Origin of the sequence: Sulfuricurvum sp. (genome assembly GCF_022759005.1) — a bacterium.
In the GTDB taxonomy this organism is placed as follows: domain Bacteria; phylum Campylobacterota; class Campylobacteria; order Campylobacterales; family Sulfurimonadaceae; genus Sulfuricurvum.
Genome location: NZ_JAEMQA010000101.1, coordinates 23064 through 38430, shown reverse-complemented (window position 1 = coordinate 38430; position 15367 = coordinate 23064). Strand labels below are relative to the sequence as shown.

Below are 15367 nucleotides of genomic sequence, written 5' to 3'. Positions count from 1 at the left end.
AAGAAGTATTCCAATTAAAAAACTAATTAAAATGTTTGAAATATACGATAAACTGTATAAAAATTTGTCTAATAAATTACGTTAGGATGCAAAATGAATTGGATGTGATGCGAAATATAGAGGATGTAGATCTAGAGAAAGAATGGATTAAAAGGGTGAGGAAAAGGAAAAAAAGAGGGCTAGGCGCCCTTATGGATTAAGAGAGAAAATCGGTATAGTCGTAGCGTGAGAGGTCGACGTAAAACTCTCCCTCTTTTTGGATAACACGGACGTCACTGCCGTATGCGAGTTCAAAGCGTCGTCTGACCGCTTTACGTTCATCCGAACTCATACCGATAAACTTGAGATACCGTTTGAGCTCAATAATCCCACTGCCGGTGGTTTGCGGTGCAGCGGTTATGGGGGTTGCGGAGATATCCACATCGTGTACTTTATTCTCTTGGGAGAGGAGAAGTTTGGTATTGATCACTTCAAAGAAGTTTTTGAGCTGTTCATCTTTGGCGGTATAGATCTCTTCGATTCGCTCGCGCTCGGCAATCAACATCTGTTCTTTGTCATTGACCAAACGGTCGATTTTTGCTTCGAGCTCTTTGATTTTCAGTTTAAGTTGTTGGTTCTCTTTTTGGTACAAAGCGATAATCATGCCGACGGTTGTTTTTTGAGGTGCCGGAGCAGCAGCGGATTTGGCCGTTTGGGTTAGTTCGCGGCGTTTGTCTTCATCTAATGAGCTGCGAGGAACAATGATGTAGGTTACTCCCCCCTCGATAATATAGTTTAGACGTTTTGTCCGAAGTTTATTTTGAATCATCTCTTTGGACATTTTAAAAGTTTTAGCGTATTCATCAACCGTAAAGCGCATACATCCTCCTCAAGGATAGTGTGTAGATGTTATCTTATCGAAAAAAAGCTTTTCTGTGATTAGGATTTTTTAGAGGAGGCAAGCCATGTGGGGCGAGGAGGAGGGATGATTCCCCCTTTGCGCATCCAAATGAGATATCCATGGTGGGTAATGTGATGCTTGTCTTCAAATGTATGGATAGAACTGTGTCGGAATTCACATTGCGCGAGGAGTTCTTGGTAGTCGGTATGGCTTTTTAAAAAGAGTTCGAGTGACAAGAATGCTTTATCGGAGATGATGACCGTATTGCTGTTTGCAAGATTTTTATTTTCTATGTAGCGGGCACATTCGTTTAACCCGTCACCGATAAAATTTTCATGCCCTAAAATATCGTCAAAGCGGTGAACTTTTCCGGTATGGACTCCTACTCGAATCCCTTTAAAATAGGAGTACTCTTTGGCAATGAAATCGGAAAAATGGAGAAAAGAGAGCCCAAGAATAGGACCAAAACCACGTAAAGATGGGTGAAGAATGCAATAAAATCCATCACCCGTAGGGATTATTCCTTGAAGCATGTGCTCCATCGAAATACCTGATGCTTTGAGCATTTTTTGAATCATTTTTTTGTAAGTGAGAGAGAGATAGGAGATAATCTCCAATTGCATATCCATCCCTAATCGGGAAAAATCGATAATATCGATTAGAACAATATCGGTTTGTATCGCTCTTTTGCCCATTTTGGATAGCCTTTTTCAATGAATCGTCTATTGTAGTCTAAAAAAGCTGATAAGGACTAAAAGTTGGGCAGATTGGTATCCGTATTGCGATGAATGTGTGTTACTATTTCCAAAACAATTAGTTGAGTAAGGTGGGCACTGTGCAAAAACGGACTAAAATTTTAGCAACCGTCGGTCCTGCATCGGATAATGTTGCAACCCTTGCGGCTTTGATCCAAGCCGGAGTCAATGTCTTTCGTCTCAATTTTTCTCACGGTACACATGAATATCATTCGGAAGTGTTAGCAAATATCCGTTCGGCCATGCGTCAAACCGGATTGATCGTAGGAGTTATGCAAGATATTAGCGGCCCAAAAATCCGTGTCGGTAAACTCAAAGAAGAGTTTAATCTTGAAAGCGGAGATGTACTCGATTTTCAGTTTGAGAGTTGTGTCGGTGAAAAAGTCGGAGACAATCATTATCGCCTTTCCGTCAATCAAAACGATATTTTACGCATGTTGAAACCGGAAGATTCGATTTATTTGTATGACGGATTGATTCGGGCACGTATCGTTGAGATTACTACGCAATACGTACGTTCGGTCGTTGAGAACAAAGGAAAACTCTCTTCCAATAAAGGGATCAATTTTCCGAATACCCGTTTAGGGATTGAAATTTTGACCGAAAAAGACAAGGCGGACATGAAATGGGGCGTTGAAAACGGGATTGATTTTATGGCCATTTCGTTTGTTCAGAACGCACAGGATATGATCAACGCCCGTGACGTTGTCCGTTCATACGGCGGAGATGTTCAACTCATCGCCAAAATCGAGAAGTTTGATGCGGTAGAGAACATCGATGAAATTTTACGTCATTCGGACGGGTTAATGGTCGCGCGCGGGGATTTGGGGATCGAAGTTCCGTATTACCGAGTTCCGACGATTCAAAAAATGTTGATTGACAAGGCAAATTCCCATTCTAAACCTGTTATTACCGCGACCCAAATGCTCTTGTCCATGACAGAAAAAGAGTCGGCGACGCGGGCAGAAATCAGCGATGTCGCGAATGCCGTACTGGATGGAACGGATGCGGTAATGCTCTCAGAAGAGAGTGCAATAGGGCATAATCCGGTATTGGTTGTCGAGACAATGGTGAACACGATCCGATCAATCGAAGAGATCTATCCCTATGAGAAATTTAATTTCGGTTATGATGATGCGATGGATATGGTCAATGAATCGGCAGTGCGGTTGGGAGACTCCCTCAATGCGGAGGGGATTATTGCCATGACGGCTTCAGGCCAATCGGCGAAAAAACTCTCCCGATACCGTCCGAAAATGACCATATATGCCGCAACCCATGAAGAGAGAGTAGCCCGATTGCTGACACTGGCTTGGGGTGTGGTACCGGCTTATCACATCAAAAAAGGGCGCATCGAAGATATGCTGATGGAGATTATCCAAAGCGGATTAAAGCGAAACATTATCGATAAAAATAATACCTATATTTTCACGGCGGGGTATCCTATCGGTACGCCGGGGACGACGAATATCATCCGTATTTTACGTGAAAATGAAATTACCTTTTTCGGTGAAACCAAATCTCTCGCTTCAAAAGGTAAGAGAAACGAACGAAATACCGTTGCAACCCTTTTTTAGAGGGGTTGGACTAAAAATTGCTTCTCAAGCAGGTGAGGGGCATCGCCCGTTTTGTTTCGTCACTAAATAGGTGCCCCTCAAAACCTTCTCTACTTTACGCTACAATTCCTTTTATGAAAACCGATACTCTTTTTACAAAACCGATCTCCAAACAATTTGAATTTGATGCGGATGTTGCTGCCGTTTTTGATGACATGCTGGTTCGTTCCGTCCCTTTTTACAAAGAGTCACAATCATTGACACGCCGATTCGCCTTGAACGCGCTTGATGAGGGAGGGATCGTGTATGATCTGGGATGCTCTACTGCTTCGTTACTCCTTGAAATTGAACGTGCGATGGGGGATGGAGAAAATATTCGTCTGATAGGTATTGACAACTCTGCTGCCATGATTGAACATGCCCGAAAAAAAGTGGAAGCATACGGTTCAAAGATCGAATTGTATGAAGGAGACATTCTCACATTCGCGTATGAAAAAGCCCAAGTGATTATTAGTACCTATACGCTGCAGTTCATTCGGCCGATGGTTCGGGATACCTTGGTTCGGACGATTAGCGATACGTTGAATGACGGGGGTATTTTTATCTTTAGTGAAAAAGTGGTGAGCGAAGATCCGAAACTGAACAAAGAGCTGATTGATTGCTATTATGATTTCAAAAAAGTGCAGGGATACAGCGAATATGAGATCGTTCAAAAACGTGAAGCGCTTGAAAACGTTTTGATCCCCTATACGATGAATGAAAATATACAAATGGTAAAAAATAGCGGATTCAAGAGCTGCGAAGTACTTTTCCGATGGGCGAATTTCGCTACGTTTATTGCTATCAAATAAATCCCAGTTACCGAACACTTCCGTATTTGGGATTTACATTCGATTCTAAAGCGTTGGTTACATCTGAATAATCGAGAATATTTTTATCACACTGTTTGTGATAATATCCCTGAACGTCATAATACTCTTCACAGTCGTTATAATATTTGAGACTGATTCCTCGGTTATTCACACATCCAGCAAACAGTAACGGCAATAAAAGTAATAGAATGTATCTTTTCATGAGACCTATTGTATCTTATCTGGGTTTAAACCCATCCTTACTTTTACAAAATTGGGTTAAAAAACACTCCGTATCGCATTTTGGATTTTTAGCGGTACAGATGTAGCGGCCGAACAGTACCATCCCCTGATGGAGCTGATGCAGATCGGATTTAAATTTTTTGACCAATGTCTCTTCTGTGGCGATTGCACTGAGGTCGTCACTCAAACCCAGCCGATGACTGACACGAAATACATGGGTGTCAACCGCCATCAGATTTGCCTGTGTGTATTCGATTAAAACGACATGAGCCGTTTTTTGTCCCACTCCCGCCAATGTAACCAACTCCTTTTCATCGAGGGGGATATCTCCTCCATAGACCTCGACAACCCGTTTTGCCATAGCGATGAGATTGATTGCTTTGTTATTGAAAAATGAACAGCTTTGAATGAGAGATTTTACGTGTTCTATATCGGCATTTGCCAGTGCTTGAGGGGACGGATAGGCTTCAAACAATGCGGGTGTGATCAGATTGACCCGTTTGTCGGTGCATTGGGCTGAGAGGGCAACCGCGACGACAAGCTCATAGGCGTTTGAATAGGAAAGTTCCGTAACTGCGTTGTTGTAGCGTACTAAAAAAGCATTTTTAATCGATTCAATCTCTTTTTTGGTTGCTTTTTTTATCATCTGTAATTCCGTTTTTTTTGGCGTATTGTAACATTTAAAAAGAGATCAGATATTTTTTGTGATATAATAAGTGGTTTTTGTCCAAAATCGTTATTTTAAGGGGAAAAATTGGGATTCTTTGGCTTTATCAGTAACTTTTTCGGAAGCGATAAGCACCGTTTTTCAGATGAAAACGATCAAATTATAAATAAAGAACTCTTTTACAAAGTATTGGATACGGATACAAATCCGATCCTTTTTTTTACTAAAAAAAACGGATGGATAGGGGCGAATAAAGCTTTTTTTGATCTGGTACCTCTTCAAAATATTGAACAACTCCGCAACAAACATGAGAGCATCCGTGAACTTTTTGATCATGAGGACGAAGAGGTATTTACCGAATTCGACAAAAGCTGGTTAGACTATATCCGAACCCATTGCCCAAACGGGTATGGAGTAAGTATAATGGATCCTTTAGGGAAAATGCGTACGATGGTTGCGACGGCAACTCTTTTGCAAGAGGGGGGCAAAGATCTCTATCTGCTTCGGTTGGAAGATCAAAGTAAATTGGTTGATCTAAAAGCTGAAGTGGTCAAAGTCGAACAGCTTAAAAGTAAATTTTTGGCCAATATAGGGCATGAATTTCGCACACCGATGAATGGGATCTTGGGATTTATCGATCTTCTTTCAAAAACCTCACTGAATGAAACGCAATTGGAATATATTTGTTCCGTACAAGGCTCGGCACGCAATTTGATGTCGAATATCGAGAATTTGCTTGATTTGGCTCAAATGCAAAATGGTCGCTTAAACGTCAGTAACAGTGAGTTTAATATCGTCTCAGAGATGGAAGAGCTGGCTCGCAGTGCCGTTGTAAGTGCCTTTGATAAAGGAGTTGTTGCGCAATTTTTTATTGATCCGAAACTCCCCACATACGTGAGTGGAGATGTTCGAAAAATCAAGCAGGTTATGAACAATCTGTACAATAATGCGTTGAAGTTTACCCCATCGGGCGGGCGTATTACCGTTGAGATCAAATTATTGAAACGCAATACGACCGGAACCTGCAACATAGGATTCAGCGTTAAAGATACCGGAAAAGGGATTAGTAAATCTGAACTCAATAATGTAACTCGACCGTTTGTGTCAGGAGATCATGCTGACAACCGTCTAGGAGTCGGGCTTAGTCTTTCACACGGATTGATTTTGCTGATGGGCGGTGAGCTAAAAATTACCAGTGACGAGGGAAAAGGTTCGACATTCAGTTTTGCACTGACGCTTGAGGGCTCATCCGATCAAGCGATGCCGATGATTAACGCCCATCATGTCAAAGTAGTTTTGATCGATGAGAAAAAACTCGATGACGCAAACCATTTGACGAATTATCTGCGCAGTTTCGGTGTGAGCGTTACAAAAATACAAGCGATTGAAGATACTATTTTTAACGACACCGAGGCGGTTTATTTAATCGGATCACAGGAAAAAAGCGAATGGACAATGAATCTTGCAAGATTAAAACGAGAATGCAAAACAGTTTTGCTGTTGGAACATGAAGAGCGGTTGCAGGCAAAAATGCTGCATGTGGTCGATTTATCGTTATCAAAACCTTTATTGCCGACATCTTTATTAGAGCATTTGAGAGTGCTATTTAACCTCCCGCAAACAGCTTCCGTCGCTGCTCCTCAGATTCAACGCGGGGTCAATGCATTGGTGGTTGAAGACAATCTTATCAATCAGCGTTTGATCAAACTATTGCTAAAAGAGTATGGTATTTCTGTCGTGGCGGTTTCTGACGGTGATGAAGCGGTTGAAGTATGTCGGGAAAAAACTTTTGATATTGTCTTTATGGATATCGATATGCCGATCAAAGACGGTATTTTGGCAACCCAAGAGATCAAATCGGAGGAGCGTTCGTTGAAACGAATGCCGATTATCGCATTGACGGCTTTGGCCATGGAGGGGGATCGAGAATATATTTTAGGTCGAGGATTGGACGATTATCTTTCAAAACCTTTGACCCGCGAAAAGCTTGAATATGTGCTTCAAAAATATTTACATGTGCAGGTATAAGGAGATGAAATGATTTATTCTAAAACATTTTTGGAACAACATGAGCCTCATATTGATTTGATGACCTCGTGTGCCAATCTACACTCGGATCCGATGATTTATGCTGAATTGTCCGGTGTAATCGTCGGATGTAATGAAGCGTTGCTGGAGCTTTTGCATCTCTCTTCGCTGGATGAGGTTCAAGATTTGGAGAGTTGGTTTGACCCGCAGGGGGTCAATATGCCTTATTTGCTCTCAAAATCGGGAGAGTATCGGGGGAAAATTCGTTCAGACGGGATGGAGTATGATGTCGCCGTAAAGTCCGAAGTTCTTTTAGTAGATACTAATCCTATTGTCGGAGTGGTGTTTCGAGACACCTCGATCATTGAGCGGGCACGTGCTGCTGAGCGTTATTTTGAACATTTCAAAAATAAATTTTTGACCAATATTTCGCATGAATTCCGCACCCCTATGAATGCGATTATCGGATTTACCGATCTGTTGAAAAACTCTCCTCTGAGTTCATGGCAACAAGAATACGTCCAAATGACGAGTCGAAGTGCTCAATCCATGATGCGTAACATCGAGAACCTCTTGGAATTGATGCAGGTCGAAAGCGGAAGCGTCCATACCAATTTGGGGCTTTTCAACCCTCTGGAAGTGTATGAAAATTTCTCGATGCAATTTTGTGATCTTGCCCTTTCTAAAGGCATTCGGCTTATGTTCTTGATCGATCCGCATTTGCCGAAAACCATTATCGGGGATCAGGACAAAATTCTAGCAATTTTGCGTAATTTGATCCAAAACGGCATCAAATTTACCGAAGAAGACGGGAGCGTTCTTGTCGAAATTTTAATCGTCAAAGAAGAAGGTAACTTTGTCGAGATTGAATATGCGGTAAGCGATACGGGAATCGGTATCGAACATGAACGGGTCAAAACTCTTCTGCGGCCGTTTGCATCGGCATGGGAAAATCAGCGTAAAGGAAGAGACGGCTTAGGTATCGGATTGAGCTTGAGCCATAAATATGTCGATATGATGGACTCGCATCTTATGCTCGCATCCGAGAGTGGCAAAGGGTCCCGATTTTCGTTCCGGATTGTTCATCAAATCAATGAAGAGGGAATTTTTGACTTTATCGAGGGGACTCGGGCCGCTATTTATACCTCGGAACATCATCTGACCTCGCAAGGTGCATTGCTGTATAAATATTTGGAACTTTTCCATGTGGAAGCAAAAGCAATTCATGATTTGGTCACTCCTGCTTTGCTTGAAAGCGATGTTTTATTCTTGGATGTTCCCCATTTGTCCCCTGTTCAGATCGATGCGCTGAAATCGACCTATCCGAGTTTGCAGATCATTCCGATTATGAAGCAAGATTACGGAGATCAAGCGGATGCTATTATCGAGTCGGTGCCCTCTATTGTAGTATTGCCGATTCTACCGAGTTCGCTCCACAAAACATTGGCAGTAATTTGGAATACGATGCCAAAAGAGTATATCGCTCACTCCGTCGAAGTTCAAAGTGTCCCTAAACCGGATAATATTAAAATCTTGGTTGCCGAAGACAATCTGATCAATCTCAAACTTTTGGAAACAATCTTACTTCAAGAGCATTATCGAGTTATTGCCGTTGATAACGGACAAAAAGCGGTTGATGCGTATCTGAAAGAGAAATTCGATTTGGTATTGATGGACATTGATATGCCTGTAATGGACGGTTTGATGGCAAATCGTTTGATCAAAGAGATTGACAAGCGTGACGGCAGAGGATATATTCCGGTAATCGCGCTCACCGCACATGCATTGATCGGAGATCGGGAGCGTATTGTCGCCGCCGGACTTGATGCCCATTTGGCCAAACCGATCGACAAACATTTCTTGTTGCAGACAATAGAGCGTTACCTTAAAATAGCACAGCAAAAGCGACAAGGAAATCTTGTTTAATATTGATTGTTTTTTGCATACTATACTGACGAATGTATTATAATGCCGAGATCAAAATTCCCCTTAGAGTGAGAGGAAATACAAGGATAGCAATGAAGCGATATTATGCCGCTTGGATTTTAGGATTATTGTTGGGTGCGACAAGTGCATCAGCAGCTGTTTTGGCAACGGTTAATGGTAATGAAATTACCTCGGATGAAGTGAATAAAGTGTTGATGGAAGGAACGCAAGGGCGTTTCGATACGCTTCCCGCAGAGAAGCAAAATGAATTGCGTCAGCGAATTATCGAAGGGATGATTGCGCAGGAGCTTGTATATGATGATGCTCAACGCACCGGTGTACTGGATACAAAAGAGTATAAACAAGAGCTAGAAGCTCTTGTGAGCCGTTTAAAAGTCCAATTGGCGGCAAAAGTATGGGAACAGCAACAATTTGAAGCGATTAAAGTCGATCCAAAAGAGGTTAAAGCATACTATGATGCTAACCCAGAAGAGTTCGTCGATAAAGAAAAAATCCGCGCACGTCATATTTTGGTCAAATCGGAATCTGAAGCGCAAGCGATCATCAAAAGCATGAAGGGGCTAAGCGGTGATAAACTCAGAAATGAATTCATCGCACAGGCAAAATCAAAATCGACTGGACCGAGTGCTGCAAAAGGAGGGGATCTCGGTTATTTCCCTCGCGGGCAAATGGTACCGTCGTTTAATGATGCGGCATTTGCTATGAAAGAGGGGACCATTTCGTCGACTCCGGTTCAAAGCCAATTCGGGTACCATGTTATCTATATCGAAGATAAAAAACCGGCAAAAAAACTCGGGTTTGATGAAGTGAAAAATTTTATTGAGCAACGTTTAAAAATGGACAAATTCAAAGCGGCGATGGAGAAAAAAATGGCAGATCTCCGCGCTAAAGCAAAAATCGTCTACGCAAAATAACTCTTTCTATCCTCAAAAATATCCCGCACTTGCGGGATTTTCTCACCATTTTTGACTTTAAAATATTGAGTTAAGATTAATTTCTACCGATCGCGTTCAAATCTTCAAACGCTACTTTGACACGGTTGACCAGGGCGACTTGTCCGTAACGGAGCCATTTGCGCGGGTCGTAGTATTTTTTGTTCGGTTTTTCTTCACCCTCAGGATTTCCGATTTGCCCTTGGAGGTAATCTTTGTATTTTTCATAATAATCTTTGACCCCTTCCCATGTTGCCCATTGGGTATCGGTATCGATATTCATTTTGATGACGCCGTAGCTAATCGCCTCGCGGATTTCGGCGTGGGTAGAGCCCGAACCGCCGTGGAATACGAAGTTAACGGGCTTGTCTGAAGCAGTGGCAAATTTTTCTTGGATATATTTTTGGGAGTTGTTTAGGATGATCGGAGTGAGGACGACATTTCCGGGTTTATAAACACCGTGGACGTTTCCAAACGATGCGGCGATGGTGAATCGGTTGCTCACCGCGCTGAGTTTTTCATACGCATACGCGACATCTTCAGGTTGAGTGTAGAGGAGGGCATTATCGATGTTGGAGTTATCGACGCCGTCTTCTTCACCACCGGTAACACCGAGTTCGATCTCCAATGTCATCCCGATTTTATCCATGCGCTTCATGTATGCTACGCACGTTTCAACGTTTTCTTCGAGAGACTCTTCGGAGAGGTCAAGCATGTGAGAGCTGAAAAGCGGTTTGCCGTATTGTGCATAGTGTTTTTCACCCGCATCGAGCAACGCATCGATCCACGGGAGGAGTTTGCGTGCCGCGTGGTCGGTATGAAGAATAACAGGGATGCCGTACGCTTCCGCCATCATATGAACGTGCATCGCTCCGCTGATCGCACCGGCGATAGCCGCTTTTTCATCGGTGTTGCTGAGCCCTTTTCCCGCGAAATAGCTGGCACCGCCGTTGGAAAATTGGATGATAACGGGAGAGTTGACCAGTTTAGCCGCTTCGAGGACACCGTTGATCGAGTCGGTATTGACCACATTGACCGCTGGGAGTGCAAACCCCTCTTGTTTTGCAATTTCAAAGAGTTTTTGCACATCATCACCGAAGAGGACTCCCGGTTTCATTACATCTAAGATTTTTACGGACATTGTTTACCCCACTGTTAAAATTGACGATATTATAACGTTAGAGGAATAATGTTAGAATTAAAATAAAAAGAGGTAAGCGGTGGGTCGTATAGGGATTTTCCTTGTCGTATGGTATGGGATCGTATTTGCCGCCTCCACCCCTATTGTTTTTAATACCCTCTCTGAGCCGCTTCAAAAAAGTACAGCGTCTATCGAAAAACTGAGTCAAAAACCGGTGATGGAGCCCAACAAGCAGATTTTGCGCAGTTTTTTGACTAAACTCGAGACAACCTTGAGTGTCGGCAAAGAGCTCTCCGGTGTGAATAAAGCCGATGATGAACGTTTAGGCAACTATTTGAAAGATTTACGCGAACTGTCTCAAGTGAAAGAATCGATCGATTTGATCTATCGCAAATCGCTCAATTCTGCCATAGAACATAGTGATAAAAAGAGCTTTGAAGAGTTGATTTCCGCCCCTCTCGATCCGCTGAACCATCCCCGTATCCGTTCTGAGGTGATCGCTTTTTATCAAAAAAATTATCCCCACCATTCGATTCAAAGCATTGATGCACTGTGTGAGCAGCAGGAGCTGGAAGAGAAAAGTATCAAAATCGCTGTTGAACAAGAGCAAGCGTATGAAGAACATTTACGTATTCTTAAACGCTCCGAAGTTTCCAGCGTAAAGAAACTGGCCCAAATTGGTTCACGAAACAGCGTTATTTTGAGTGCTGAATCAACTAAAATGGGAGGGTTTGAGTTTGAAGCAGAAAACTTAAACCCTTATACGGTAACCATGAGTATCGATTTCGAATATCTGAACAATCTCAAAGCTTCCGGAAAAATTCCGTTGTTTATCGAGATCCCCGGACGGAGTAAAAAACGGGTCTTGGAATTATCCCGCATATCATCGGAGTCTCCGGTGAACTATCGCTCATCGTATGGATGGGTCCGAGGATCGGCATTTGCGGTACATAAGGACAGTTACCTCTATAGACTCCCTTTTGCAAAAGGTGCGTGTGTCAGTGTCTCGCAAGGGTATAATGGAGAATTTACCCATAAAGGGCTTTCCGCCTATGCGGTTGATTTTCCTGTCCCGGTCGGGACACCTATCTATGCGGCGCGTGAGGGGATTGTTGTGGGTGCAGAGGGGAGCAATAATTTCGGCGGTGTCGGAGCAGAATACCGCCAATATGCCAATTATGTTATTATTGAACACAGTGACGGAACGATGGGTAACTATTACCATTTGAAACAGGGGGGTGCCGCTGTTCAAATCGGTCAAAAAGTTCTCAAAGGAGATTTGATCGGTTATTCGGGTAATACGGGTAATAGCAGCGGTCCGCATCTCCATTTTAGTGTCAGCAAAGTTGATCCGATATCGATGCGCCGACCGATGAATTTACCGGTCAAAATGCAAAGTTTAGAGGGAATCGTTACATTGCCGCAAAAAGGTGATCGATATACGGTACAATAATAGACATTGATAATAACAGAGGAGCTTAGGGTGTTCAATACTGTCAAATCAAAAATATTTTTTTCAACACTTTTGTTTAGTTTTGTGGGGCTTGGAGCTATCTATTGGTACCTGACGACAACCTTTCGTGATTTTTCAAATGAGACAGCAAAACGCTCTTTGACCATGCTAAGTGAATCAATTTTTCAAACCTTGACGGGTAGTATGCTCGCAGGGGATCCTGCGATTGTTGCGGATGCGATTACAAAAGCACAAAAAATTGACGGGATTGCTGCTTTAAAAGTGGAAAAATCCCAAGCGGTTATCGATCTGTTAGCTCCGGATGCAAAGTTCAGCGATGAACCGATGATCCAAGACGTATTTAAAACGAAAAAACCCCAAGTTCTTGAAAAAATAGATAACGGAGAGCATACGATCCGCCTTTTACAGCCTCTCGTTGCTGAGCAGCGTTGTACCGCATGTCATACGAATGTAGAAGCCGGACATGTTCTTGGGGTTATGGATTTGGTTATTTCTCTTGAGAAAAACGATGCGAAAATCAATAAAACACAAACCATTTTATTGATTGCATTGAGCATTGTCGTCATCGCATTTATTGTGGTTATGAATATTTTCTTCGGAAAAGAGGTGCTTCAACCTCTCGAAGGGCTACGAAATCGTATCGGAGCATTAGTAAGCGGGGATAAAGATTTAACCAAACGGCTTGAAGTTGTCAAAAAAGATGAATTTGCCGATGCCGCAACCGCCGTGAATAATTTTGTCTCGATGGTTCAAGAAACGGTTAATGAAGTCAAAGATCTCGGAAAACAGAACTCAATGATCGCGACAACGATTACCGACGCTACCCGTACTATCTCCGGCGGAGTTGAGCAAGAGCGTCAAATCGTTGAATCGACGACCCAAAAAAGCCAATCGATCAAAGAAATTCTCTCCGGTGCGATCGCGATTTCGGAACAAACACAACGCAACGTTGCCAATGCCAACGAAGAGTTGGTAACGGCTAAAGATGCGTTGTATCGTTTGGTCGGTGAAGTAGAGGGGTACATCGAAACAGAGCAAGAGATGTCTTCGCAGCTTATTTCACTTCGCAATGATGCCGATCAGGTCAAAAATGTTCTCGGTGTCATCAAAGATATTGCTGATCAGACCAATCTTTTGGCTCTTAATGCAGCGATTGAAGCCGCGCGCGCCGGTGAACATGGACGCGGATTCGCTGTTGTTGCGGATGAAGTGCGTAAATTGGCAGAACGTACCCAAAAAAGTTTGACCGAGATTGAAATCAGTGTCGGAACGATTGTTCAATCGATCAACGATGTGAGTGACAAAATGGGTGAAAACGCGAAAAATATGAATACACTGACGGCCATTTCCAACGAAGTGGAAGAGAAAATCTCTGCAACATCCTCAGAGATGGAGCGCTCTGTCGGTGTCGCACAACGCTCGCACAACGATTCGGTTGAAATGGTCGGTCATATTGAGTGGATCATTGAAAAAATTTCACAAATCAATGTGGTTTCCGAATCAAATCAAAAAAGTGTCGAGCAAATTCAGAGCGATTCGGCACAATTGATGCAAGTTGCTCAATCGCTTTCTGCGCGAATCAACGAATTCAAGAGCTAAAGATACCGAGCCAAAGGGTATCTTTGGCTGTAGAACGTACCCTGTGCGAGGTATATTTTGGGATGAGCAGATAGTCCCCTTTGCATAATTTCAGTATTTGATCCTCGATTTCCAATTCGGCTTCCCCCTCTACCAACAACACCCATTCGTCTCGATCCTGATTATAGAGTTCTCCGGGGTTTTTTAACCAAGATCGGATGGCCTCTATTTTGAGTGACGTGTTTTCAAAAAGGGTGGTAAATGTTTCTGCTTCTTCATTCGGGTAAGGGGCGATTGATAAATTATTGAGTTGAATCAAGAAAATACTCCTAAGTTAATGCATGATATGATGTCATCATTATAAACCAACAGTAGAGAATTTATGAAAAACATTGTCCTAATCGGTTTTATGGGAGTTGGTAAGGGTTCCGTAGCGCGGGAGATTGTCAAAGTTTCCAAAATGGTAGCATTGGATACGGATGATATTATCGAGAGCATGGAAAATCGCCGTATCAAAAAGATTTTCGCTGAAGAGGGAGAGCCGTACTTCCGTGCACTTGAACGGAAAGTGGCGCGTTGGCTCAAAAAAAATGTCGATAATACTTTGATTTCTACCGGAGGGGGATTTTATAAAGTTCCTAATCTGAAAAAAGTAGGGACGATAGTATTATTGAATGCCCCTTTTGATGTTATTTATCGGCGCATTTTGGAACATCCGAACGCCGAGAAAAAACTCAAAAAACGACCTTTGTTTCAAGACATTGAGAAAGCGCGTGCTTTGTATGAAGAGCGTTTACCGCTGTATCTAAAAGTAGCCGATATCGTGATCGACGTTGAGAACAAAGAGATTCCTAAAATTGCCAAAGAGATTCTAAAAAAGGTAAAATTAAAATGATAAAAATACTATGGTTGCTTGCGCTATCAATGATCTCATTGTATGCGGCAGAGGTTAAATGGGAAAAGAATATTTCTTCGGCTGTTGAACGCTCTATCAAAGAGAAAAAACCTTTAATGGTACTGGTGACCAAAAACGGATGCCGATGGTGTGATGTCCTCAAGCAAAAGACACTTAAAAACCAAAAAGTTGTTGCCGTATTGAACCGTGATTTCGTAAGTTACGAAGGGGTAGTGGATGAAGGGAGCGTTCCGCCGTCGCTTATGACTCAGGGGACACCGGCAACATGGTTTATAAAAGAGAGAACGCCGATGTTTGAACCGATTATGGGGGCTATCGAGAGCGATGAGTTTTTAAAAGCGCTTGAGATTGTTAAGCAAGAATATAAAACCAACACGCCGCAAAAATAAAGGGAGAAGC

Annotated in this window: 15 protein-coding genes; 9 read left to right on the top strand and 6 right to left on the bottom strand. The window is 42.6% G+C overall.

The genetic code is table 11. The annotated features are described in order from the left end of the window. Positions 1-196 precede the first annotated feature (196 nt). Positions 197-859, bottom strand: a complete 663-nt coding sequence (locus JHC35_RS06760) for a hypothetical protein (protein WP_295043299.1) — start codon at positions 857-859, stop codon at positions 197-199. 59 nt (positions 860-918) lie between these two features. Beyond that, on the bottom strand, positions 919-1575 hold the full coding sequence (locus tag JHC35_RS06755; protein ID WP_295043296.1) for a hypothetical protein: 657 nt from the start codon (positions 1573-1575) through the stop codon (positions 919-921). A 140-nt stretch (positions 1576-1715) separates the two neighbouring features. On the opposite strand from JHC35_RS06755, the gene pyk reads away from it, so the two are divergent. Further along, a complete protein-coding gene (pyk, locus tag JHC35_RS06750) occupies positions 1716-3212 on the top strand; it encodes a pyruvate kinase (protein ID WP_295043293.1) in 1497 nt (498 codons plus the stop codon). 113 nt (positions 3213-3325) lie between these two features. Then, on the top strand, positions 3326-4042 hold the full coding sequence (gene cmoA, locus JHC35_RS06745; protein ID WP_295043290.1) for a carboxy-S-adenosyl-L-methionine synthase CmoA: 717 nt from the start codon (positions 3326-3328) through the stop codon (positions 4040-4042). A 7-nt stretch (positions 4043-4049) separates the two neighbouring features. On the opposite strand, the gene JHC35_RS06740 is transcribed toward cmoA, so the two are convergent. Together JHC35_RS06740 and nth are read right to left on the bottom strand one after the other, a co-directional pair. Continuing rightward, a complete protein-coding gene (locus JHC35_RS06740) occupies positions 4050-4265 on the bottom strand; it encodes a hypothetical protein (protein ID WP_295043287.1) in 216 nt (71 codons plus the stop codon). 15 nt (positions 4266-4280) lie between these two features. Next, the gene (gene nth, locus JHC35_RS06735; RefSeq protein ID WP_295043305.1) at positions 4281-4928 is read right to left on the bottom strand and encodes an endonuclease III; all 648 of its coding nucleotides are present in this window, start codon (positions 4926-4928) and stop codon (positions 4281-4283) included. Positions 4929-5039: 111 nt separating this feature from the next. On the opposite strand from nth, the gene JHC35_RS06730 reads away from it, so the two are divergent. The 3 genes from JHC35_RS06730 (at position 5040) to JHC35_RS06720 (ending at position 9841) form a co-directional block, all read left to right on the top strand. Continuing rightward, positions 5040-6980, top strand: a complete 1941-nt coding sequence (locus JHC35_RS06730; RefSeq protein WP_295043284.1) for a response regulator — start codon at positions 5040-5042, stop codon at positions 6978-6980. Between the two features lie 9 nt (positions 6981-6989). After that, positions 6990-8906 (top strand): response regulator, encoded by a 1917-nt coding sequence (locus JHC35_RS06725; RefSeq protein ID WP_295043282.1) that lies wholly within the window; start codon positions 6990-6992, stop codon positions 8904-8906. A 92-nt stretch (positions 8907-8998) separates the two neighbouring features. Then, on the top strand, positions 8999-9841 hold the full coding sequence (locus JHC35_RS06720; protein WP_295043279.1) for a peptidyl-prolyl cis-trans isomerase: 843 nt from the start codon (positions 8999-9001) through the stop codon (positions 9839-9841). A 76-nt stretch (positions 9842-9917) separates the two neighbouring features. On the opposite strand, the gene fbaA is transcribed toward JHC35_RS06720, so the two are convergent. Continuing rightward, positions 9918-11000 (bottom strand): class II fructose-bisphosphate aldolase, encoded by a 1083-nt coding sequence (gene fbaA, locus JHC35_RS06715; RefSeq protein WP_295043276.1) that lies wholly within the window; start codon positions 10998-11000, stop codon positions 9918-9920. 79 nt (positions 11001-11079) lie between these two features. Here fbaA and JHC35_RS06710 point away from each other — a divergent pair, with 79 nt between their 5' ends. Beyond that, positions 11080-12453 (top strand): M23 family metallopeptidase, encoded by a 1374-nt coding sequence (locus JHC35_RS06710; protein WP_295043273.1) that lies wholly within the window; start codon positions 11080-11082, stop codon positions 12451-12453. A gap of 30 nt (positions 12454-12483) precedes the next feature. Next, positions 12484-14073 carry a methyl-accepting chemotaxis protein gene (locus tag JHC35_RS06705; protein ID WP_295043270.1) on the top strand — a complete coding sequence of 530 codons (1590 nt, stop codon included), beginning with the start codon at positions 12484-12486 and terminating at the stop codon, positions 14071-14073. Here JHC35_RS06705 and JHC35_RS06700 read toward each other — a convergent pair. After that, positions 14063-14371 (bottom strand): cupin domain-containing protein, encoded by a 309-nt coding sequence (locus tag JHC35_RS06700; RefSeq protein ID WP_295043267.1) that lies wholly within the window; start codon positions 14369-14371, stop codon positions 14063-14065. The genes JHC35_RS06705 and JHC35_RS06700 overlap by 11 nt on opposite strands. Positions 14372-14434: 63 nt before the next feature. Between JHC35_RS06700 and JHC35_RS06695 the strand changes: the two genes are divergently transcribed. Continuing rightward, a complete protein-coding gene (locus JHC35_RS06695; protein ID WP_295043264.1) occupies positions 14435-14947 on the top strand; it encodes a shikimate kinase in 513 nt (170 codons plus the stop codon). Beyond that, positions 14944-15357: a DUF255 domain-containing protein gene (locus tag JHC35_RS06690; RefSeq protein ID WP_295043261.1), complete on the top strand. Its 414-nt coding sequence runs from the start codon at positions 14944-14946 to the stop codon at positions 15355-15357. Before JHC35_RS06695 ends, JHC35_RS06690 begins: the two co-directional genes overlap by 4 nt. Positions 15358-15367: the final 10 nt, after the last annotated feature.